Genomic DNA, 21154 nt, shown 5'->3' on the forward strand with positions numbered 1-21154 from the left:
TGCGCCCGTCAGCGCGGCGCGGGTCCGGTCGTCGTGCCGGCGCGGAACACACAGGTGAGGTGCTGCGTCACTCCGCGATCGCCCCCGAGCATGCGGGCGACCTGCTCACCCGCTGCGCGCCCCTTCTCGACGGCCGGCTGCACGCTCGTGGTGAGCGCGAGATCGCCGAGGCCGTCGAGCGGGATGCCGTCGAATCCGGCGACCGAGAGATCTTCCGGCACCCGCAGACCCAGCTCCTCGGCGGCGCGGATCACTCCGACCGCGAGCAAATCGCTCTGCGCGAGCACGGCCGTGGGCCGCGTTGCGGCATCTGCGAGCAGCATCCGCCCCACCAGGACTCCTTCGTCGATGAGACTGCCGGACGCCGAGATGGCCGGGGCGTCCGGGAACACCTGCCGCATGCCCTCGAGACGATGGACCGTGACGTCGACGGTCGCGTTCGCGATCCGTTCCGGCGTGACCGGCGCACGTTCCCGGTCGCTGTCGAGCGGGAGCGTGACGAGTGCGACGTCGTGGTGACCGAGGTCGCGGACGTGACGGGCGACGTCGGCGGAGGCGGCGACGTTGTCCAGTGTGATGCGCGGGATCTCCTCACCGGCATCTCCTTCGATCACCACGACCGGAAGGCCACGGCCGACGACCACCTCGAGTGAGGCCCTGGTGCGTCCGGAGCATCCGATCAACACGAACGCATCGACGGGGGCATGGGTGATCGCCGCGCCCTCCTCCCCCGGCTCATCGCGCATGAGGAGGATGCCGGCGCTGAGATCTGCGAGTCCGTCGGTGAGCCCGTCCATCATGGCCGTGGTGACCGGATCGAGGAAGGCCGCGCGCAGGTGCCCTTCGAGAACCACTGCGACGATGCCGCTGCGCCCTCGGCGCAGGGATGCCGCGCGCGGGTCTGGTCCGGCGTAGCCGAGTTCGGCGGCGGCAGCGAGCACGCGCTCCCGTGTGGCGGCTGCCACGTTCGCCTTGCCGCTGAAGACGACCGAGGCGGTGGACGTGGCCACGCCCGCCTCGCGTGCGACGTCGGCGATCGTGGGCCGACGCGGCGTCTCCTGACTGCTCATACTTCGAGGATAGCTCCCCTCGCTTCCCTTGGGTCGAATCGATTCGATAGGCTGTCCGGCATGGAAACAGCCCTCACCCGTTCGCAGTTCGTGCGCTGGCGCGCGGCGATCTTCGCCATCTTCCTCGCGAGCGGCCTGTCGATCGCGACGTGGGCGTCGCGGGTGCCCGGCATCAAGGAGGCACTGGGCCTGGACAATGCACAGGTCGGGCTCATCCTGCTCGGCATGGGCATCTCATCGATCATCGGCATCTCGACGGGTCCCGTGGTGATGGCGCGCATCGGTGCGCGCCGGGGCATGCTCCTCACGATGCTGACGTTCGCGACCGGCATCGTCCTCGTCGGCCTGGGCGCGAACGTCTTCAGCTCCGTGCCGGTGGTCATCTTCGGCATGGTGCTGTTCGGCTTCGGCAACGGATCGGTCGACGTGATGATGAACGTCGAGGCGACCGCGATCGAGCAGCAGATGGGCAAGACGATCCTGCCGGTCTTCCACGCCTTCTTCAGCTTCGGCACGGTGATCGGCGCGGGGATCGGCGCCCTCGCGGCCCAGCTCGCGATCAACGTCGCCACCCATGCCTCGATCATGGGGGCCCTGATCGCCGTGATCGCGGTCGTCTGCTTCTTCCAGGTGCCCGTGCGCGAGGCTGCCCTCGATCCGGAGCCGCACGAGAAGCCCTCGTTCCGCGCACGCATGCACACCGCCCTCGAGGCGTGGCGCGAGCCGCGCACCTACCTGATCGGCGTGGTCATGCTCGGCATGTCGTTCGCAGAAGGCGGCGCCAACGACTGGATCGCTCTCGGCACCGAGCAGGGTCATGGCTTCGCCGAGGGCACGGGCGCCATCTCCCTCGCCGTCTTCTCGGTCGGGATGACCGTGGTTCGCCTCTTCGGCGGGCCGCTCGTCGATCGATTCGGTCGCGTCCTGGTGCTGCGCATCCTCGCCGTGGCGGCGGCCTCAGGCATTCTGCTCTTCATCCTCGCCCCCACGTTCCCACTCGTGCTCGTCGGTGCGGCGCTCTGGGGCATCGGCGCATCCCTCGGATTCCCGCTCGGCATGTCGGCTGCGGCAGACGACCCGGCCAAGGCGGCAGCACGGGTGAGCGCAGCGGCCACGATCGGCTACGTCGCCTTCCTCGGCGGGCCTCCGGTGCTCGGTGTCATCAGCGAGCACATCGGGCTGCTGAACACGCTGTTCATCCTGGTCGCGCTCGTCGTGATGTCCGGGCTCTTTTCGGGTGCCGCCCGTCCGCTGCGCGAAGACGAGAAGACTCCGGTCGCGACCACCGCACAGGACTGAGACTCAGTCCTCGCGACCGCGCACGAGCGCTGCCGCGTGCGAGCGGCTGCGTGCGCCGAGCTTGGTGAGCACGTTCGAGACATGCGTCTTGACCGTGGGCACCGAGATGCGCAGCCGCGTGGCGAGCTGGGCATTCGACCACCCCTGCAGGATCCCGTCGAGCACCTCCTGCTCCCTGACCGTCAGATCTGGGAACACCGCCTGCCGTGAAACGGCGACCGGTGGCACGGCGCTCTCGGCCACTGCGGCGAGCGCACGACGGGTCACGCGGGGGTCCAGTGCGCCCTCACCCGCGGCGACAGCCCGCACGGCCTGCGCGAGAGTGGGCGCGTCGACCGTCTTGAGGAGGAACCCCACTGCTCCCGCGCGTATGGCCCCGAAGACGAGCTCGTCCTCATCGAAGCTCGTCAGGACCAGTACATCTCCCAGGCCTCGTTCGACGATCTCCCTGGTGGCCGAGATCCCGTCCCGCCCCGGCATCCGCAGGTCCATGAGAACCACGTCCGGCCGCAGCGCAGCGGCGTTGCGCACCGCGACATCGCCATCCGCGGCTTCGCCGACCACCGTGATGCCCTGCGCCTCGAGCATGATGCGCAGCCCCGCTCGGATCGCGCCATGATCGTCGGCGAGCAGCACGTTCGGGGCCGTCATGCCCTCACCTCCGTCGGGATCGCGCCCTCGACCGACCATCCGCCGGCGACCGGCCCGGCAGTGAAGACACCGCCCAGCGCGGCGACGCGCTCACGGAGCATCTGCAGCCCCCAGCCCTCGTCGCCATGTGCGGCGGCACGACTGGCCACGCCGCCTCGCGAGCGCACCTGCACCCGCACCTCGGCATCGTCCTGCCGGATCACGATGTCGACGTCGGCGCCACTCGCATGCCGGATGCAGTTGGTCAGAGCCTCCCGGACGATGCGGATGACGGCCTGCTCGAGCGCCGCACCGAGATCATCGACCTCGTCCACGGAGAGGCGCACGACGAGCCCCGCGCGCTCCGCCTCCTGCACGATGCCGCCGAGATCCGCCCAGCGCGGCGTGGGCGCGAGGGTTCCGTCGCCGCGGCGGAGCACCGTGATCATCGATCGCAGGGCGCCATGGGCGTCGAGCCCCGCATCGCGCACCGCCTGCAGGGCTTCTCGGTCCTTCGCGCGGTCGGGCCGGGTCGACAGTGCAGCCTCCGCACGGATCGCCATCGCCATCACGTGGCCGGCGACCACGTCGTGCAGCTCTCTCGCCATCGACTCGCGCTCCCGCTGGACGGCCTCGGCGCGGTCGCGCTCAGCGACAGCGGCGGCATCCTCTGCGCGCTGACGATGCAACTCAGCGAGCTCGTGCGCCTGGGAGACGGCGACCGCCCACCAGTAGTCGGTGCCGAAGATCGCACCGAACTGCACGCCGATGAGGAAGGCCACGGCGAAGGAGACGTCGGTGAAGAGCCAGGCGACGACGAAGAGGATGAGCGTCGCGGCGCCGAGCAGCACGAGCAGTACCTGACGACCCCTCGGGCCGGCGAGGAACGCCGCCGTCCACAGCACATCCAGCAGCACCACGAGGGTGCCGATGCCGCCGACCGTGAGCAGATCGACCACGAACAGGACTGTCACGAGCACCAGGACCGGCACAGGCATGCGCCTCTTGCCGAGGGCGAGCGCGCAGGCCGGAAGCGCGAGTGCCAGCGCCCACCACGGCGAGACGGGGTCTTCCAGGATCGAGAACGGCCCCCAGATGCCGCGGAATCCGAGTGCCGCCATCGCGACCGCGAGGAGCGCCATCCCCAGCGGGTCTGCCCACCAGCGGTGCCGGCGGTACCAGGCGCCGAATCCGCCTTCGACCGGCTCGTGCATGCCCTCATGCAACCACGGTGCGCGCCGCCGCGCATCCGACGAAGGGATGAGGAACTCGGCGGAGACGATACTTTCGCCCGATCCGGGGCCGACGCTGTTCCGTGAACGTGGAGACATGGAACTCTTCGGCGGGCTGCCGCTCCCCCTCTCCCTCGCGCTCCTGGCGCTGATCGACGGGTTGAGCGTCGGTACGCTCCTCATCCCGGTCTTCCTGCTCCTGCATCCCGGACGGGTGCGCGCCGGACGCATCCTGCTGTATCTGGTGACGATCGCCGCGTTCTATCTGCTCGTCGGGCTCCTCTTCCTCTGGGGGCTCGTGAACCTCGTCGACGTCGCCTCCGACTTCCTCGCATCCCCCACCGGCCTGGTCATCCGCCTCGTCGTGGGTGTCGCGCTCCTCATCACCGCGTTCGCGATGCCGACCGGCGACAAGGCCGCGAAGACCGCGACGACCGCGACGACGCCGTCACCACCCGCCGTCGCCCCGAACGTCTCACCGTGGACGGGAATGCCCACGGCCCGCGACGCGGATGGCTCCTCGATGATGACCCCACCCTCTCCCGCGGCCGCGGCCGCAACGGACGCCTCTCCTGGTCCTGGACGCATCAGTCGCTGGCGGGACCGACTGCTCGACCCGCGCACCCGCGGAACCGCGGTGATGGCCGTGGCGATCGCCGCCGGACTGGTCGAGATCGCCACCATGCTCCCCTATATCGTCGCGATGACCATGCTCGCCGATGCCGGGATCGACACTCCTCTACGCGTGCTGTCGCTCGTCGGCTACTGCGCACTGATGATCCTGCCCGCGGTCGTGCTGCTCATCCTCCGCCTCGTCGCGGCTCCCCTGGTGCAGCGCCCGCTGGAGCGCTTCGCAGCCTGGATGGAGCGCACCGGCGCCGAGAACACCGCATGGATCATCGGCATCATCGGTTTCCTCATCGCCCGCTCGGCGGCCACCGAGCTCGGCCTCTTCCAGGCGATCGGCTCCTTCCTCGACCGATGACCGCCGCGCCCGTCGAGTGCGACCGCGCAGCACCCCCGACGAAGTAGGCTCGACGGGTGCGTCTCGTCATCGCCCGCTGCTCGGTCGACTACACCGGTCGGCTCAATGCCCATCTCCCGCTTGCCACGCGTCTGCTCGTGCACAAGGGAGACGGGAGTCTGCTCGTGCACTCCGATGGCGGCAGCTACAAGCCGTTGAACTGGATGAGCCCACCGTGTTCGCTGTCGAGCGAAGACCCGGGCGAGGAAGAGGCGAGCGCAGGCGTCGTCGAGGTCTGGCGCGTCACGCACAAGAAGACCGGCGATGCGTTGCGGGTGCAGATCTACGAGATCATCCACGACACCTCCCACGAGCTGGGCATCGACCCCGGGCTGCAGAAAGACGGCGTCGAGGCCGACCTGCAGCGACTGCTCGCCGAACAGGTGGACCGCATCTCCGAGGGTGCGACTCTCGTGCGCCGCGAGTACCCGACAGCCATCGGCCCGGTCGACCTGCTGGTGCGAGACGCCGAAGGTGCCGCCATCGCCGTCGAGATCAAGCGCCGCGGCGACATCGACGGCGTGGAGCAGTTGACCCGCTACCTCGAGCTGCTCGGCCGTGACCCGCACCTCTCCCCCGTGCAGGGCGTCTTCGCCGCGCAGGAGATCAAGCCCCAGGCCCGCGTGCTCGCCGAAGACCGCGGCATCCGCTGCCTGGTGCTCGACTACGACGACATGAAGGGCATCGAGTCGGGCATCCCCCGCCTGTTCTGAACCGCGCCTGCCGAAACGTCAGCGCGTTCAGCGTGCCGACAGCAGACGTGGAGTCGGTCCTTCGAGGCGCGCGACCGCGATCTTCACCTCGGTGATCTCGAGCTGGACTTCACGGAATCGTTCATCGATCCGATCGAACCGTTCAACGATCCGCTCGAAGCGCGCTTCATACTTCACGTCCTGCGCCGCGAATCGCGCGTCCATCCGGTTGATCATCCAACCGAATCCGCTGATGATCGCCACCAGCAGCGTCGCTGCTGTCGCCAGCATCGTGATGACTTCCACCGACACGTACATGCCCCCATTCTCGCCCGCGCATCCGCCGTTGTCACGACCTTATATGTGGTCAGTACGTGCTCACACGAGGTGTGTAGAACCTTTTCGGTTGCACACCTGTGCAGGGAGGGCGGTCGCCCCCTCGCACGCCCATAGGCTGGAGGCATGCCTCACTCCCCCTACTCCTGCGTGCTATGGGACGTCGACGGCACCATCGTCGACGCATCCATCGGCATCCTCCGCCGGCTCAATGTCGCGCTGACGCACTTCGGCCGCCCGGCGCCGACGCGCGAAGAGCTGGTGCACTGGATCGGTCCCCCCATGTTCCAGTCGTTCCAGGACCAGGCGGGCATGACGCCGGAGCAGTCCGCCGAGGCGGTCGCCTTCTACCGCACCCTCGGCAAAGCCGATGGCTATACGACCGACGTCGCGACCTACCCGGGCGTCGTCGATCTCATCAATGAGCTGCACGCGGCAGGCGTGCCGCAGGCTACGGCCAGCTCGAAGCCCGAGAACCAGGTCGATGCACTGGTCGACCACTTCGGTCTCCGTCCCGCGTTCCTGACGACGGTCGGCGCGACCCCCGATGAGTCGACGCTCGCCTCGAAGACCGACATCGTGGCCGAGGCCCTTCGTCGACTTCGCGAGCTCGGTGCCGACACTTCACGACCGGTGCTGATCGGCGACCGGCACCATGACGTCGAGGGCGGCAATGCCAACGACGTGCCGGTGGTCTTCGTCGAGTGGGGCTTCAGCGATTCTCACGAGGGAGACGACGCCGCGTTCCGCGTCTCGTCGGTCGACGGACTGCGCTCGCTGCTGCTCGGCTGAACCCGCCCTGACGCCTGCCGGACACGGCGGACGGCCCGACGTTCGAGGTGCTCCCGCACCCGCTCCGGACGCCGGAAAGCACAGAACTCCCCGCCGGATGACGCATCAGGGACGCGATCCGGTCGGGGAGTTCTGAGTTCCGCCCGTCTCAGACGGGGCGAATGTTCTCTGCCTGAAGGCCCTTGGGGCCCTGCGCCACGTCGAACTCGACTCGCTGGTTCTCTTCGAGAGACCGGTAGCCGGACGATTCGATGGCTGAGTAATGTGCGAAGACGTCAGCGCCTCCGTCGTCGGGGGAGATGAAGCCGAAGCCCTTCTCCGAGTTGAACCACTTAACCGTGCCCTGGGTGCTCATGTACTGCCTGTTCTGCTGATGAAGAAGCCGACGCAGGGATGCCCCGACATCGCTAACGCTAGTGGAGGAGACCCCGAGGGGAATAGCCGCAGCAAGAAGGTAATCCAAATGTTGCACGAGCGGCATCCGGCCGTCATCTGGTCGATCGGCGGGCGCAGCGAGCGGAAGGCCCCTGGAAAATGGTGTGGCCCTCACCGCGGGGGGAGCGATGAGGGCCGAAGACGACCGGAGGGTGCGTCAGAAACAGCTTAGCTCCTTTTCGAAGCTCTTGTCCCCCTTTTGGGGGACAAATTTCAACTTCGGTGGGAGGATGAACGATAGCGGCCCCCTCGAGTAGCCCATTGGGGACTGAACTACTCGAGAGGGCCCAATCGCATGCACGGATCGTCTGCCCCTGGGGTGGGCCGCCGTTTCGTGGGGAGAAACGGGACGATCAATCCCCTTGTGCATGCACCTTCACCATAGGAGAGATCGCTCGATCTCACCACGGGTTTTTCGGTGTTCCAGACGTGGCCGGACCCCGCCCTCACGCATCGCCCCAGGCGTGACCGCGGCGCGAGTAGCCTGATCGGGTGACGCTGCTCAACAAGGACATGACCCTGTGCATCTCGCTGTCGGCACGGCCGAGCAACAACGGGACGCGCTTCCACAACCACCTCTATGAGGCACTCGGGTTGAACTGGATCTACAAGGCGTTCGCGCCTACGGACCTCGGTCAGGCCATCGCCGGCGTCCGCGGACTCGGCATTCGGGGCTGCGCGATCTCGATGCCCTACAAGGAGGAGGTCATCGCCCTCGTCGACCGGATGGATCCCTCGGCGAGCGCCATCGACTCGGTCAACACGATCGTGAACGACGGCGGCGTGCTCACCGCCCACAACACCGACTACTCCGCGATCGCGCAGCTCATCGAGAGCAATGCGCTGGATTCCGCGGCGTCGGTGCTGCTGCGCGGGTCGGGCGGCATGGCGAAGGCGACCGCCGCCGCGTTCCGCGACGCCGGGTTCGCGCGAGTGACGATCATCGCCAGGAACGAGGAGAACGGACGCGCCCTGGCTGGCCTGTACGACTTCGCCTGGGCGGCAGAAGTCGGCGACGCCACGGCGGACATCCTCGTCAACGTCACGCCGATCGGCATGGCCGGCGGTTCAGAGGAGCACGCCCTGGCATTCTCGGGGGAGGCGATCGCCGCGGCATCGGTCGTGTTCGACGTCGTGGCGCTGCCCGCTGAGACACCGCTGATCGCCGCGGGCCGCGCGGCGGGCAAGACCGTGATCACGGGAGCCGAGGTCGCAACCCTGCAGGCGCTGGAGCAGTTCGTCCTCTACACCGGCATCCGTCCCTCTGCGGAGCAGGTGCAAGAGGCCGAGGAGTTCATGCGCGCAGGAACCCCGTGATCGGGAGGCCGATACCTGGGTAGCCTAGGCGCATGAGCGCGCCTCGCACCGCACGACGGACCATCTTCCGGCGAACACCTGCCGCCCTCGCGACGGCCGCCATCGCCGCGCTGGTTCTCGCGGCCTGCACGGGCGGGGGAGAAGACCCGACACCCGAGGGCGGCCAAGGCTTCCCCGACGACGGATGCACGCACATCACCATCGCGACCTCGTCGGAGAAGGTCAACATGCTCGATGAGCTGGCGACCGCGTTCAAGGAGTCCTCGGAGCACGACGCGCTCGACACGTGCGCCACGGTGCGACCGACGAATGTCTCATCCGGCAATGCCGCGCGCTACCTCACCTCGGGCGAAGACTGGCCGAGCGACGACCGCGCCCTGTGGCCCACTCTGTGGTCGCCGGCATCCACCGTCTGGACCGACCGCGTCGCCGCAGCCGCGTCGCCGAACCTCGTCGGAACACCTGCGTCGTTCACCCGCACCCCTGTCGTCTTCGGCATGCCGGAGCCGATGGCGAAGGCGCTCGGTTGGCCGGACAAGCCCATCAGTATCACCGAGCTCGAGGGCCTGTGCCAGAACCCGGACGGCTGGGGGAGCGTCGGCAAAGACATCTGGGGCGCGTTCAAGATCTCCAAGACGAACCCGAACACCTCGACCACCGGGCTCTCGACCATCCTGATGCAGTCGTACGAGGCATCCGGCAAGGCCGAAGGCCTCACCTCAGCCGACGTGGATGCCGCGGCCGACTTCTCGCGCGTGTTCGAGGAGTGCGTGATCCACTACGGCGACACCACCGGCAACGTGCTGTCGACGCTCTACGACGAGACGCAGAACGGCGCGAACGGATCGGCCTACGTCTCGGCCGTCGCGCTCGAGGAGACGTCGCTGCTCAACTACAACAAGGGCAACCCCGACTCGCACACCGTGCAGCCGGGCGAGACCCTGGTTCCACCGAAGACCAAGCTCGTCGCGGTGTACCCCTCTGGCGGCTCGATGTGGTCGGACAACCCCGTCACCGTTCTCGGCGCGGAGTGGGTCACGCCCGAGCAGCGGACCGCGGGGGAGGCTTTCGCGAAGTTCCTGCAGACCAAGCCCGCCCAGGAGGTCCTGCCCGAGTACGGGTTCCGCCCGCTCGACGAGTCGGTTCCGCTCGGCGACCTGTTCACCGCGAACTTCGGCGTGGATCCGGCACAGCCCACGGTGACGCTGCCCAAGCCCGAGGTCGACGTGATCTCCACCGCGATCGACCAGTGGACGCAGGTGCGCAAGCCCTCGTCGGTGCTCGAGCTCATCGACATCTCCGGCTCGATGGACGACCCGATCGGCGACGGTCGCTCGCGGCTCGACGGCGCCATCGAGGGCGCCCAGACTACGCTCGACCACTTCCGGTCGACCGACGAGGTGGGCGTGTGGGCGTTCACTACCGGCATCTCCTCCGAAGAGGGCGAGGGCATCCAGGAGCTGCGCGATGTGACCCCGCTCGGCGCTGACGGCGAGAAGCTCGACTCCTCACTCGACGACCTCCGCTACGCGCAGCGCAACGGCACCCCGCTGTATGACGCGATCCTCACGGCATACGAGGCCATGAGCGAGCGCGCCGAGCCCGGACGCATCAACGCGATCGTCGTGCTCTCCGACGGCGAAGACACCGACTCCACGACTTCGCTCGACTCGCTGATCGCGAAGATCGGCAAGAGCACGAAGGAGGGCGGCTCCGACGCCCCGGTGCGCATCTTCCCGATCGCCTACGGTTCGGGCGCCGACACCTCGGCGTTGCAGCGCATCGCGGATGCCACCGGCGGCCAGATGTTCGACGCCTCCGACGCCGAGCGGATCGATCTCGTGTTCGCCTCCGTGATCAACAACTTCTGAGGTGGGCATGGTCATCGTCGCGGCATCCGGATCGGGGTGGATCGATGACGCGATCGCCGGCTTGGCCGGGGGCAACGTGTACGTCGCCCCCGGCATGCAGGGCGGGTCGACGGTCACGGATGCGTTGGCCGGTGTCGTGCCGACCGACGGCTCGATCGCGGTCGTCGTCCTCCCGAAGGATGCCGCGTTGGACAGCCCCTACAGCACGTACATCCTCGAGAAGATCTCGGGGGGAGCGAATCAGCAGACCGTGATCCTCGCCATCGGGAACGATCTCCAGGCCACATCGACGGCCATCGACAGCGACGAAGCGCTGGCCATCGCGAACACGAACGAGGCCGCAGCAGGCGGCGACACCCAGACCGCACTCGTCGAGACCGTGCAGCAGATCGTCGAGGAGACGCCGTCGTCGCCGGGCGGAAGCGCCGGTGGGGGAGTCGACTGGCTGCTACCGGTCGTGATCGGCGGCGTCGTGCTGCTCGCCGCCGGCGGCACGGCGATCGGCCTGCTCCGCGGGCGCCGCCGCGCACCGAAGGCCGTCGCAGCGACCGATCCGATGCCCGCCGGCATCCGTCTGCGGGTGAATCGCCTGCGCGAGCTGCGCGCCGACTACGCGAACGTGCCGAACAACCCCGTCGCCGCCGAGACGGCCGTGGGCATCGATGCGCTCGCCTCCCACGTGGAGCAGCTGTTCGTGCGGCTGGATGCGAAGGCGGGGGAAGACCAGAGCGTGCTCGCCGAGGCGGAGTACTCGGACAAGCTGGCACGACTCGTCGCGGCGCTGGAGCCCGACTACCTGCTCGATCTGCTGACCCGACCAGACCTGTGGGACGCACCGGATGAGCGGGTCGGTGAGGTGCGCGACGCGCTGGCAGCCGTCACCACCCAGATCGTCGACAACATCAAGCAGGTCAATGCCCGCAAGGGGCTGCTGTTCCAGGTGTCGCTGGACTCGCTCATCGGGCGATCCGAACTGCGCGACTGGGAGCGTCAGTTCAAGGAGGGCGCGGGGGAGTGAGGCGCCGGATCCCACTCCGCTAGCAACCCGGGTTGACAGCGCCTCGCTAAGCAACGTAGGTTGACAGCATGGAATCCCTCGATGTCGCACAGGTCGCCGCGGATACCACCGACCCTCGTGCGGGGCTGCGAGCGGTGGCATCACTGCGCACGCTCGCCGATGCCCTCGAACTGCGCCAGGTCGAAGCCGCCCTGCGATCCGGTATGAGCTGGCAGGCGATCGCCGACGCCCTGGGCGTCACCCGCCAGGCAGTGCACAAGAAGCATGCCAAGCGGATCGATCCGACGATCATCGTCCCCAGGAGGAACTCATGAGCCGATTCGTTCAGGCCGCCACCACGTTGCACGCCCTGTCGCTTGCCGCGATGGAGGAAGCCTCCCGCTTCGGCGTGCGTGACGCCGACATCGATCACTTGCTTCTCGCCCTGACGATCGACCCACACGCGGGTGGACAAGTCCTGCGTGGCATGGGTGGCAGCCTCGACACTGCTCGCTCAGCGGTCACCGCACAGCACGCTGCTCAGCTTGAGCTCGTCGGCGTCGCCTCAGAGGGGGAGAATTCTGGTCGCATCGTCTTCCACGAAACCTCGGGATACGAATGGACAGAACGAGCGGTTGCGGTATGGACCGAGGCGTCGAGCGGAGGCCGTCGTGGTGACTCCGCAGCCGTGCTGCGTGCGCTCGTGGACGAACCGAGCGGTCTCATCGAGGAGATCCTGCGACGACTCGACCTCGACCCGGACGAGCTGAGATCCCGCCTGGATGATGCGCAGCGCCTCGGTCTCTCGCGGCCCGCGACGTTCGAGAAGAACAGCTTCTCCGGCAGGCGTTCGATCTTCGTTCCCGCCCCGCTCGACGACGTGTGGGCGCTGCTATCGTCAGCGACGCGCATCCCCGAGTGGGACCATGTGGTCGATGAGGTGCATGCGGGCGCCACGCCCTTCGGCCCTTGGGATGCGACGACGAGCACCTCCCGCAACGGCAAGCCGGTCGCCGTCAGAAACTCCAGCATGCGTCAGCAGATCTACCTCGATCGGTTCGAGGACCGGGCGTACGTGACTTGGCGCTTCACGTATCCGGACTCAGACAACGACTCAGCGAGAGTCATCACCTTCGCACTCGAACATGCCGCGGGTGGAATGCAACTCCAGGTGACCCTCACCTGGGCGGGCACCCGGCGCCGCCGTACGGTCGTGCGTCACGTTCTCCGCGCCTTGTTGGGGCCGACCCTCCGTCTCCTGGTCTACATCCAGCTCACCCAGATGGAGAGCGGCATCACCCGCGTCTTCCGCTGAGGCACGACGGGCGCATCCCCTCGATGCGAAGATGCGCCCGCCTCATCGAGTCCGCTCAGCCCTTCGCGCCCTTGCGCGGCTTGATGAACTCGGCTGGTGCGTTCTTCTCCCGCTTCGCTGCTCGCTTCTCCTTGAGCGAGAGCTGCGGCGTCTTCTTGCTGTCGCGACCCTGGATGGACTTTCCGGACATGGTTACTCGCTTCCCCTTCGGTGGCTGGCGTAACCTCCGACCGTAGCCCGGAACCAGGGGAAGTCAAATTTGCTTCTGACCGGGAAATTAATACGGCCTTATGACGTGCTCCACTCCCTGCAGGAGCGCGTACGCCCCCAGAGCTGGCGCCGCACCAGGGGCGTACACGCCCTCCTCGACGAGGAGGAGCACGTAGCCCGATTGCTGCGCCGCCCGACCCCAGTCCGAGGGGAGGTCGGTCACCCGATCAGCAACGAGGAGCGGTCGCGCGTCGATGTCACCGAGGTCGTGCACCGTCAGGATCCGGTCCCCCCGGAATGCGACGCCGACCCGACCGACAGGAGTGAGCGGTCCGTCCAGGGGTGGCTCGAGGGTGCTCCAGCCGCGCTCACGCAGATGATCCGCCATCGCCTCCGCACTGCCATCGGGCAACCGGAAGAGCATCGTCGCGAGCGGAAGCCCGCCGCGTTTCAACACCACGAAGGTACATGCCGCTTTCGGAATGGACTCCTGCTTCGCTCGCGCTCGACGCACGGAAATCACCCCGACGGCCACGACGAAGGCCCCGAACGCGCCCTGGAACCCGCCGAGGAAGAACCCGAGCACGACGCCCGAGACGCAGAGCCCGAACGCCGCACTCGGACGCCAGCGATCAGCTCTCTCGGTGGTCGGCATTCCCGCTGCCCACCGCATCGGCCGCCGTTCCCGTCTCGACCTCAGCTGCTGCGTGCGTGCCATGGGCATCGACCGCGTCGATGTCGGCCTGCGTGAGCGGCATCAAGCGGTCCTCGAAGAACCAGCGCGACACGGCCGAGCGCACGTTCTCCGTCCACGGGATGCGTCCCTTGGCATTCGGACGCACCACGAGCGGCGCATAGCCCTCGACATCGATGAGCTTCCAGCGGTCGTACTCGTCCACCGGCTGGTGCACCTCCACGAACTCGCCGCCAGGCAGACGCACGATGCGTCCCGACTCGAAGCCGTGCAGCACGATCTCGCGGTCCTTCTTCTGCAGCGCGATGCAGATGCGCTTCGTGATGAAGTAGCCGCTGATGGGCCCGAGGAGCAACAGTGCCTGCAGGGAATGGATGACCCCCTCCATCGTGAGCATGAAGTGCGTCGCGATGAGGTCGGACGATGCCGCAGCCCACAGGACGGCGTAGAAGATCATGCCCGCCACGCCGATCGCGGTGCGCGTGGCCGAGTTGCGCGGGCGCTCCGCGATGTGGTGCTCGCGCTTGTCTCCCGTGACCCACGCCTCGAGGAAGGGGTAGATCGCGACCGTGACGATGAACAATCCCATCACGACGACCGGGACGATGATCCCGAACGACCAGGTGCGATCGAACATCACGACGTCCCAGTTCGGCGGCGCGAGCCTGAGTGCCCCGTCGGCGAAACCGATGTACCAGTCCGGCTGCGTGCCGGCCGAGATCGGCGAGGGGTCGTACGGTCCGTAGATCCAGAACGGCAGGATCTGGAAGAACGTGCCGAGGACCACGATCACCCCGAAGACGATGAAGAAGAAGCCGCCCATCTTCGCCGCGTAGACCGGCATCATCGGGTAGCCGACGACGTTGTCGTTCGTGCGGCCGGGGCCGGCGAACTGGGTGTGCTTGTTGATGATCATGAGCATCAGGTGCACCACGATCAGCGCGATCACCAGCATCGGAAGGATGAGGATGTGCAGCGTGTAGAGGCGTCCGATGATGTCGGTCCCCGGGAACTCTCCGCCGAAGAGCATGAACGAGGTCCAGGTGCCGATGAGGGGGAGACCCTTGATCATGCCGTCGATGATGCGGAGGCCGTTGCCGGAGAGCAGGTCGTCGGGCAGTGAGTAGCCGGTGAAGCCCTCAGCCATCGCCAGGACGAACAGCACGAACCCGATCACCCAGTTGAGCTCACGCGGCTTGCGGAACGAGCCCGTGAAGAACACGCGCAGCATGTGGAGTCCGATGCCTGCCACGAAGACGAGCGCGGCCCAGTGGTGGATCTGTCGCACCAGGAGCCCGCCGCGGATGTCGAACGAGATGCGCAGGGCCGAGTCGAAGGCGGCGGTCATCTCCATCCCGCGCATCGGCGCATATGCGCCCGTGTAGTGGGTCGGCACCATCGAGGCCTGGAAGAAGAAGGTCAGGAAGGTGCCCGAGATGAACACCACCACGAACGCCCACAGTGCGATCTCGCCGAGCATGAACGACCAGTGGTCGGGGAAGACCTTGCGGCTCAACTCCTTGAGGAGCCCGGAGACGCTGGTGCGCTCGTCGATGTAGTTCGAGGCGGCGCCGACGAAGCGTCCGCCGAGGGGCGGTGCCTTCTTGTGCGCCGTCGGATCCAGAGTCGGAGACTCACGTGACATGGTGCGATCCTCTTCGGTCGTTGCTGGCCAGGGAGCTCTGAGGCTGCGCATGCAGGACCGCCCGCGGCCGGATGACAGCACGAGAGGGCTGCTGCGACGCGCGGGGAGGAGACGTCCGGGAGGGACGACGGGGAGGATGCGAGGCGGTTCCACACGCACATGGCAACACGAAATGACCTTCTGGTCAGTCTTGTCGCTGTGCGGGTACTGCGCCCTCGTCCGCTGGTTCAGGATCGAACCTGCCGCCAAGCTATCAGAGAACGTGCCCGCCCTGCGAAGGGGCGCGACGCCGACGCGGTTTGCTACCCTGGGGGAGGAAACAACGACGGAGGACGACCTCTGACGGTGAGACAGACCGGGGACGACCCCGACAGGAGTCTCCCGTGAATCAACCTTCCGCCTGGCCGGTCTGGATCGTGTCCCGCGAACCCAGGGCCGCCCGCGCCACCCTCGTCCTGTGCATCACCTCGTTCTCGATGGTCAGTGCCGCCGCGCTCTCCGTCGGCGTGCGGGGAATCTGGCTCGAGCTCGTCCTCGCCGCGGGATTCCTCGTCTGGGCTACTGCGCAATGGGCGTGCGTCGAGCGCCGTCGACGTCGTGAATCGGCGTTCCGCCGCGATGTGGAGCGCTACATCGACGCACTCTCCCAGACCTCCGCTCGGGAGTGAGCCCACCGCCGTCGATCGCGAGGCCACCCGCCACGACCGACCGCGTACCATCAGATGCAGTGCGCTGATACAGCGCTGCGGCCGGGACGACCCGGTCGTGGTTATCATTCGGGGACGGCCCCACCTCGAAGGAGTCCGGCGATGTCACGCACGGAGATTAGGCAGTTGATCGGCGTCACGGATATCGTCCGCGTCGTGCTTGGATGGGGCGCCTTCGCAGCACTCCTCCTCCTCCACCCGGTGCTGGCGCCCCCTGTGCCAGTACCCGTCCTCATCATCGCGCTCGGGGCGATCATCGCGGTGATCCTCGTCTGCGCGTTCGGCGTCGTGAAGCAGGCCGAGGCCCTCGCGCATCGGCTCGGCGACCCCTACGGCTCGCTCGTCCTGACGCTGTCGATCGTGCTGATCGAAGTCATCCTGATCTCCGCGGTCATGCTCGGACCGGGCGAGCATGCGACCATCGCCCGCGACTCGGTCATGGCCGTCTCGATGATCATCCTCAACCTCGTCATCGGCCTCGCTCTCCTCCTCGGCGGACTCCGCCATCGCGGTATGGCCCACAACCGCACCGGCACCTCGGCGTACCTGTCGATGCTGGTCGTGCTCGTCGCGCTCGCGTTCGGCCTTCCCGCCCTGATCGGCACCGACGGCTCGTACACGACGGCTCAGGAGATCCCGATCATCGTGCTCACTGTCGTGCTCTACGCCTTCTTCCTCTACCGGCAGATGGGTGCGCAGGCGAGTGACTTCACCGAGGTCGACCCGCGCCTGCTCCAGACCGCGCAGCATCAGGAGAAGGCGGAAGCCGCAGGCGGGATCCGCCAGGTGCTGGCCGAGCACCGCACGGAGATCATCGTCCGCCTCGCGCTGCTTGTCATCACCGTCATCCCCATCGTCCTCCTGTCGCACGACATGGCTGCGCTGCTCGACGACGGGTTGGGTCGCCTCGGAGCGCCGGTCGCCCTCGCCGGCGTGCTCATCGCGGGGATCGTGTTCCTGCCGGAGTCGATCACCGCAGTGCGTGCTGCACTCGGCGGCGAAGCCCAGCGCGTGAACAACCTCGGCCTCGGAGCTCTGGTGTCCACCGTCGGCCTGACGATCCCCGCAGTGCTGATCATCGGCATGTTCACCGGCCAGACGGTCGTGCTCGCGGAGTCGCCGGCGAACCTGCTGATGCTCGGCGTCACGCTGCTGCTGTCGGTGACGACATTCGCCGCGAAACGTGTGACCGCGATGCACGGCGCGGCGCACCTGGTGACGTTCGCGGTGTACCTGGTGGTGCTCTTCAGCTGAGGCCTGGTGTGAGTGGCTCATCCAGGCGCAGCGTTGTCAGAGGCGCGGCACTGCAGACGACGACTCGCCCTGGCCCCGGCTCGAACACCGGCTCGTTGAGGTACTCGAACTCTCCGTCGGTCACGGTGCGCACACAGGTGCCGCAGACCCCGACGCGGCATTCACTCGGCCAGTCGAGCCCCGCACGCTCGGCGGCGTTCAAAAGACTCCCCGCCGCGGGCTCCCACACGAAGGACTCAGACGCGGAATCGACGTTCAGCGGGAGCTCGGCTCGGGGCGTGCGCGGAGGTCCCCACTCCGGGCTCGCCGGAGAGTAGAAGGCATCGATGCGGATGCGATCGGGGGCGAACCCGAGTCGGGTGAGCAGGTCGCGCATGTCGGTCGCGAAGCCCGTCGGTCCGCACACGGACGCATCGGCGCGGTCGAGATCCAACTCCGCCACCGCCGACGCGAGGGCAGCGGCACCGATCGATTCCCCGACGGCCGTGAAGCCGCCCCGGTGCTCCGGTGGGTCTGTGCGTGTGACGTGCAGGTGCGCCGTCGCATCCGGAATCTCGGCGACCGCCTGACATGCCTCCGCCCATAGAGGCAGTGACGCCGCATCGCGCACACTGTGCATAACGCGCACTCGCCCGGTCCCACCCTGTGCTGCGCGCGAGCGCAGCACAGCCAACGTGGGGGTGATACCGATGCCGGCGCTGACCACCAGAAGGTCGCGCGACGCGTCGTCGTTCCCGACACCATGCGGCCCTGTGACGAGCATCTTCTCGTCGACCTCGTACGCGTCGTGCAGCATCCCTGACACCAGCCCATCGCGCTTCACGCTGATGCGGAACCTCCCGGGAGCGGTTCCCGAGATCGTGTACGACCGCCAGTTGGGGGTGGGAGCGCCAGGAAGATGCACCTGCACATGGGTTCCCGGAGCTGCCGTGGTGAGGAGGTCGAGTGGGTCTGTGAGCCACAGGCTCACGACATCATCTGATTCCTCAACCCGACCCACCACGCGTGCGGTGCGCGGCCAGCTGGGTCTGCCTTCCCGAGCGGAGAGCGCAGCAGCGCCTGTGTCGCGAACCTCATCGCCTGCGCGGACGGTTCCTCCCCGGACGACCCGCGCATAGACACCGCAGAAGGCGTGGCCATAGCGCGCGGCCAAGAGGGCAGGAACGTTGAGGTCGGATACGCCTTCCTCCGGACGGATAGTGGTGGCGCGGCAGCGATCGGTCGGCTGGAACACTTCGAGCTCTACGTCGCCCACGCGGATTCGTCGCCCCACGAGCTCGAACTCTTCGAAAGGCTTCAGCCCGGAGAGGTAGAAGTTCCCGCGGACCCGACGCCGATCGAAGCGCACGCCAGCCTCACGTCCGAGCTCTTCCAAAGTGGCGAGATTGATGAGCGATAGATCTGCGTGCTCCCAATCCCATAGCCCCGCCGATGTGGTGGCCACCAGCCGAGGCTCGTCACGATCCGTCCCCAGAGTTCGACGCAGGAGATCGTCGATGGTCCGCGAATCGATCGTCGGCATATCACTCTCGGGGCACGAACCACCGAGTCCTCCCGACGCCGCTCCCGCTGACGTCTCGACAGTCAGCAAGGGCGAGTCGGAGTCTGCGTCGACGAGCCCGAGAGAGATCCGGGCGAGGTGCTCGTGGCGGGCGAGGTGGAAGAAGTGTTCGCGGGGTCGCCATCCCGTGGCGTCGAGAGTCGAATCGTTGCGGGCGATCGCGAATGCCCTGTCCCAGCGCAATCCACGACCGGGGTCGAGCCGCACGGAGTCGTGCGTGGGCACACCCGCCAGGCCTTTCACCGGATAACGCATGATGCTCTCGAGAACGACTCGGCTTCTGTCCACGAATACCCCTTTGTTCGGCTATGTAGATCGACCATCATCTTCGGCTCTCGAAGGCTTCACTACTTGGTATTCCGGCATTGGATCCGACCCGAACGCCTCCGCACGCCGTCAACGGAAGGGTGTTCAGCCCCCGGCCTCTCTCCCCATGATATTTTTGGCATAGGTCAAAAGTCACAATGCCGGAACCCGGCACAGGAGGGAGCATCATGTCCACGAAGATCGCCATCAACGGCTTCGGACGCATCGGGCGCAACTACTTCCGAGCCCTGCTCGCGAAGAACTCGGATCTCGAGGTGGTCGCCGTCAACGACCTCGCCGACACGCGCACTCTTGCGCACCTGTTGAAGTACGACGCAGCCAACGGCACCCTGCCGGGGCCGGTGAAGCACGACGATACCCACCTGTTCGTCAACGGGCAGGCGATCCGCGTGTTCTCCGAACGTGATCCCCTGCGCTTGCCGTGGGCCGATCTCGGTGTCGACATCGTGATCGAGTCGACCGGGTTGTTCACCAAAGCTGAGCTCGCCGCGAAGCACGTCGAGGCCGGCGCTCGGAAGGTCATCATCTCAGCGCCGGCGACCGGCGACGACGGCACGTTCGTCCTCGGCGTGAACGAGCACACGTACGACCCCGAGCGGCACCACATCATCTCCAACGCCTCCTGCACGACGAACTGCCTGGCACCGGTCGCGAAGGTGTTCCACGATGCCTTCGGGATCGAGGCCGGCCTGATGACCACGGTGCACGCGTACACCGCCGACCAGAACCTGCAGGACGGTCCGCACTCCGACCTCCGCCGCGCTCGAGCGGCCGGAGTCAACATCGTGCCGACCAGCACGGGAGCGGCCAAGGCCATCGGCCGGGTCATCCCCGAACTCGAGGGAAAGCTCGACGGCTTCGCCCTGCGCGTGCCGGTGCTCACCGGCTCCATCACCGACCTCACCGTCACCGCCTCGCGGCCCGTGACCGTCGAAGAGGTGAAGGCCGCATACCGGGAGGCCGCAGAGGGGCCGCTGAAAGGCATCCTGCGCTACACGGAGGAGGAGATCGTTTCATCGGACATCGTCGCCGATCCGCACTCCTCGATCCTCGATGCGGGCCTGATCCGCGTGATCGGCGACCAGGTGAAGGTGTCGGCCTGGTACGACAACGAGTGGGGCTACTCGAACCGTCTGGCAGACCTCACCGAATACGTCGCCGAGCGGCTGCCCTCTCGCGAGGAGACCGCCGGTGCCTGAGTCGCTGCCCGACGCCGATACGTTCGCGCTCGACGTCTCGGGGTGGGTGAACAGCGCCCCGATCAGCCCCGAATCCCTCCGCGGACGAGTGGTGATCGTCGAAGCGTTCCAGATGCTCTGCCCCGGATGCGTGAGTCACGGGCTCCCCCTGGCGCAGCGCCTTCACGGGATGTTCGATCCCAGCGAGCTCGTCGTCCTCGGGCTGCACACGGTCTTCGAGCATCATGCCGTGATGGGACGCGAGGCGCTCGAGGTCTTCCTCTCGGAGTACCGGATCGAGTTCCCGGTGGCGATCGATCGTCCGGTCGCAGGTCACGACATCCCTGCGACCATGCAGCGATACGGACTCCGGGGTACGCCGTCGATGATGATCGTCGATCGAGAAGGCCGCGTGCGGCAGATCGCCTTCGGCACGGTCGACGAGGTCGCCCTCGGTGTGTACCTGGGGCGGCTCCTCGCCGAGCCCGCCACGACCTCCGCGCTGGTGACCGAAGGTGTGGCGGGGCAAGCCGGCGAGTCGTGCAGCATCGACGGCGTGTGCAACTGA

At 67.3% G+C, this 21154-nt stretch carries 22 protein-coding genes and 1 riboswitch; of the genes, 13 read left to right on the forward strand and 9 right to left on the reverse strand.

What is annotated here, in order from left to right:
- Positions 1–8 precede the first annotated feature (8 nt).
- Positions 9–1070 (reverse strand): LacI family DNA-binding transcriptional regulator, encoded by a 1062-nt coding sequence (locus ACIQTX_RS01205; protein ID WP_402967830.1) that lies wholly within the window; start codon positions 1068–1070, stop codon positions 9–11.
- Positions 1071–1130: 60 nt separating this feature from the next.
- On the opposite strand from ACIQTX_RS01205, the gene ACIQTX_RS01210 reads away from it, so the two are divergent.
- Positions 1131–2369 carry an MFS transporter gene (locus ACIQTX_RS01210; protein ID WP_402967833.1) on the forward strand — a complete coding sequence of 413 codons (1239 nt, stop codon included), beginning with the start codon at positions 1131–1133 and terminating at the stop codon, positions 2367–2369.
- A gap of 3 nt (positions 2370–2372) precedes the next feature.
- Here the strand turns inward: ACIQTX_RS01210 and ACIQTX_RS01215 are convergent, their stop codons facing one another.
- A complete protein-coding gene (locus tag ACIQTX_RS01215; protein WP_402967836.1) occupies positions 2373–3020 on the reverse strand; it encodes a response regulator in 648 nt (215 codons plus the stop codon).
- A complete protein-coding gene (locus tag ACIQTX_RS01220; protein ID WP_402967839.1) occupies positions 3017–4330 on the reverse strand; it encodes a sensor histidine kinase in 1314 nt (437 codons plus the stop codon). The genes ACIQTX_RS01215 and ACIQTX_RS01220 overlap by 4 nt, the downstream gene beginning before the upstream one ends.
- On the opposite strand from ACIQTX_RS01220, the gene ACIQTX_RS01225 reads away from it, so the two are divergent.
- Together ACIQTX_RS01225 and nucS are read left to right on the forward strand one after the other, a co-directional pair.
- Positions 4329–5216 carry a GAP family protein gene (locus ACIQTX_RS01225; RefSeq protein ID WP_402967842.1) on the forward strand — a complete coding sequence of 296 codons (888 nt, stop codon included), beginning with the start codon at positions 4329–4331 and terminating at the stop codon, positions 5214–5216. The genes ACIQTX_RS01220 and ACIQTX_RS01225 overlap by 2 nt on opposite strands.
- 56 nt (positions 5217–5272) lie before the next feature.
- Positions 5273–5968 carry an endonuclease NucS gene (gene nucS / locus ACIQTX_RS01230; RefSeq protein ID WP_105527152.1) on the forward strand — a complete coding sequence of 232 codons (696 nt, stop codon included), beginning with the start codon at positions 5273–5275 and terminating at the stop codon, positions 5966–5968.
- A gap of 27 nt (positions 5969–5995) precedes the next feature.
- Here the strand turns inward: nucS and ACIQTX_RS01235 are convergent, their stop codons facing one another.
- Positions 5996–6265, reverse strand: a complete 270-nt coding sequence (locus ACIQTX_RS01235; RefSeq protein WP_402967846.1) for a response regulator — start codon at positions 6263–6265, stop codon at positions 5996–5998.
- A gap of 144 nt (positions 6266–6409) precedes the next feature.
- On the opposite strand from ACIQTX_RS01235, the gene ACIQTX_RS01240 reads away from it, so the two are divergent.
- Complete coding sequence (locus ACIQTX_RS01240) at positions 6410–7075, forward strand: HAD hydrolase-like protein (protein ID WP_402967849.1); 666 nt, start codon at positions 6410–6412, stop codon at positions 7073–7075.
- A gap of 148 nt (positions 7076–7223) precedes the next feature.
- Here the strand turns inward: ACIQTX_RS01240 and ACIQTX_RS01245 are convergent, their stop codons facing one another.
- Positions 7224–7430 carry a cold-shock protein gene (locus ACIQTX_RS01245; RefSeq protein ID WP_028501254.1) on the reverse strand — a complete coding sequence of 69 codons (207 nt, stop codon included), beginning with the start codon at positions 7428–7430 and terminating at the stop codon, positions 7224–7226.
- A 572-nt stretch (positions 7431–8002) separates the two neighbouring features.
- Between ACIQTX_RS01245 and ACIQTX_RS01250 the strand changes: the two genes are divergently transcribed.
- The 5 genes from ACIQTX_RS01250 (at position 8003) to ACIQTX_RS01270 (ending at position 13010) form a co-directional block, all read left to right on the forward strand.
- Positions 8003–8827 (forward strand): shikimate 5-dehydrogenase, encoded by an 825-nt coding sequence (locus ACIQTX_RS01250; protein ID WP_402967852.1) that lies wholly within the window; start codon positions 8003–8005, stop codon positions 8825–8827.
- Between the two features lie 32 nt (positions 8828–8859).
- Positions 8860–10698, forward strand: coding sequence for a substrate-binding domain-containing protein (locus tag ACIQTX_RS01255; protein WP_402967855.1), 1839 nt, complete (start codon positions 8860–8862; stop codon positions 10696–10698).
- A gap of 7 nt (positions 10699–10705) precedes the next feature.
- Entirely contained in the window at positions 10706–11716 is a 1011-nt protein-coding gene (locus ACIQTX_RS01260; RefSeq protein WP_402967858.1) for a hypothetical protein, read from the forward strand.
- Positions 11717–11784: 68 nt separating this feature from the next.
- Entirely contained in the window at positions 11785–12030 is a 246-nt protein-coding gene (locus ACIQTX_RS01265) for a hypothetical protein (protein ID WP_402967861.1), read from the forward strand.
- Positions 12027–13010 carry a Clp protease N-terminal domain-containing protein gene (locus tag ACIQTX_RS01270; RefSeq protein WP_402967864.1) on the forward strand — a complete coding sequence of 328 codons (984 nt, stop codon included), beginning with the start codon at positions 12027–12029 and terminating at the stop codon, positions 13008–13010. Before ACIQTX_RS01265 ends, ACIQTX_RS01270 begins: the two co-directional genes overlap by 4 nt.
- Positions 13011–13065: 55 nt before the next feature.
- On the opposite strand, the gene ACIQTX_RS01275 is transcribed toward ACIQTX_RS01270, so the two are convergent.
- The 3 genes from ACIQTX_RS01275 to ACIQTX_RS01285 all read right to left on the reverse strand — a co-directional run bounded on the left by ACIQTX_RS01275 (position 13066) and on the right by ACIQTX_RS01285 (position 15559).
- The gene (locus ACIQTX_RS01275) at positions 13066–13200 is read right to left on the reverse strand and encodes a hypothetical protein (protein WP_258131296.1); all 135 of its coding nucleotides are present in this window, start codon (positions 13198–13200) and stop codon (positions 13066–13068) included.
- A gap of 87 nt (positions 13201–13287) precedes the next feature.
- Complete coding sequence (locus ACIQTX_RS01280) at positions 13288–13875, reverse strand: hypothetical protein (protein ID WP_402967867.1); 588 nt, start codon at positions 13873–13875, stop codon at positions 13288–13290.
- Positions 13853–15559, reverse strand: a complete 1707-nt coding sequence (locus ACIQTX_RS01285; RefSeq protein WP_402967870.1) for a cytochrome bc complex cytochrome b subunit — start codon at positions 15557–15559, stop codon at positions 13853–13855. Before ACIQTX_RS01285 ends, ACIQTX_RS01280 begins: the two co-directional genes overlap by 23 nt.
- 179 nt (positions 15560–15738) lie before the next feature.
- Positions 15739–15803: riboswitch (guanidine-III (ykkC-III) riboswitch) on the reverse strand.
- Positions 15804–15942: 139 nt separating this feature from the next.
- Here ACIQTX_RS01285 and ACIQTX_RS01290 point away from each other — a divergent pair.
- Together ACIQTX_RS01290 and ACIQTX_RS01295 are read left to right on the forward strand one after the other, a co-directional pair.
- Complete coding sequence (locus ACIQTX_RS01290) at positions 15943–16227, forward strand: hypothetical protein (protein WP_402967873.1); 285 nt, start codon at positions 15943–15945, stop codon at positions 16225–16227.
- A gap of 141 nt (positions 16228–16368) precedes the next feature.
- Positions 16369–17520, forward strand: a complete 1152-nt coding sequence (locus tag ACIQTX_RS01295) for a calcium:proton antiporter (protein WP_402967876.1) — start codon at positions 16369–16371, stop codon at positions 17518–17520.
- Here ACIQTX_RS01295 and ACIQTX_RS01300 read toward each other — a convergent pair.
- Entirely contained in the window at positions 17513–19369 is a 1857-nt protein-coding gene (locus ACIQTX_RS01300; RefSeq protein ID WP_402967879.1) for an MOSC domain-containing protein, read from the reverse strand. The genes ACIQTX_RS01295 and ACIQTX_RS01300 overlap by 8 nt on opposite strands.
- Positions 19370–19575: 206 nt before the next feature.
- Between ACIQTX_RS01300 and gap the strand changes: the two genes are divergently transcribed.
- Positions 19576–20607, forward strand: a complete 1032-nt coding sequence (gene gap, locus ACIQTX_RS01305; RefSeq protein WP_402967882.1) for a type I glyceraldehyde-3-phosphate dehydrogenase — start codon at positions 19576–19578, stop codon at positions 20605–20607.
- Positions 20600–21154 carry a TlpA family protein disulfide reductase gene (locus ACIQTX_RS01310; protein WP_402967885.1) on the forward strand — a complete coding sequence of 185 codons (555 nt, stop codon included), beginning with the start codon at positions 20600–20602 and terminating at the stop codon, positions 21152–21154. Before gap ends, ACIQTX_RS01310 begins: the two co-directional genes overlap by 8 nt.

Origin of the sequence: Microbacterium sp. NPDC090281 (assembly GCF_044769635.1) — a bacterium.
GTDB lineage: Bacteria > Actinomycetota > Actinomycetes > Actinomycetales > Microbacteriaceae > Microbacterium.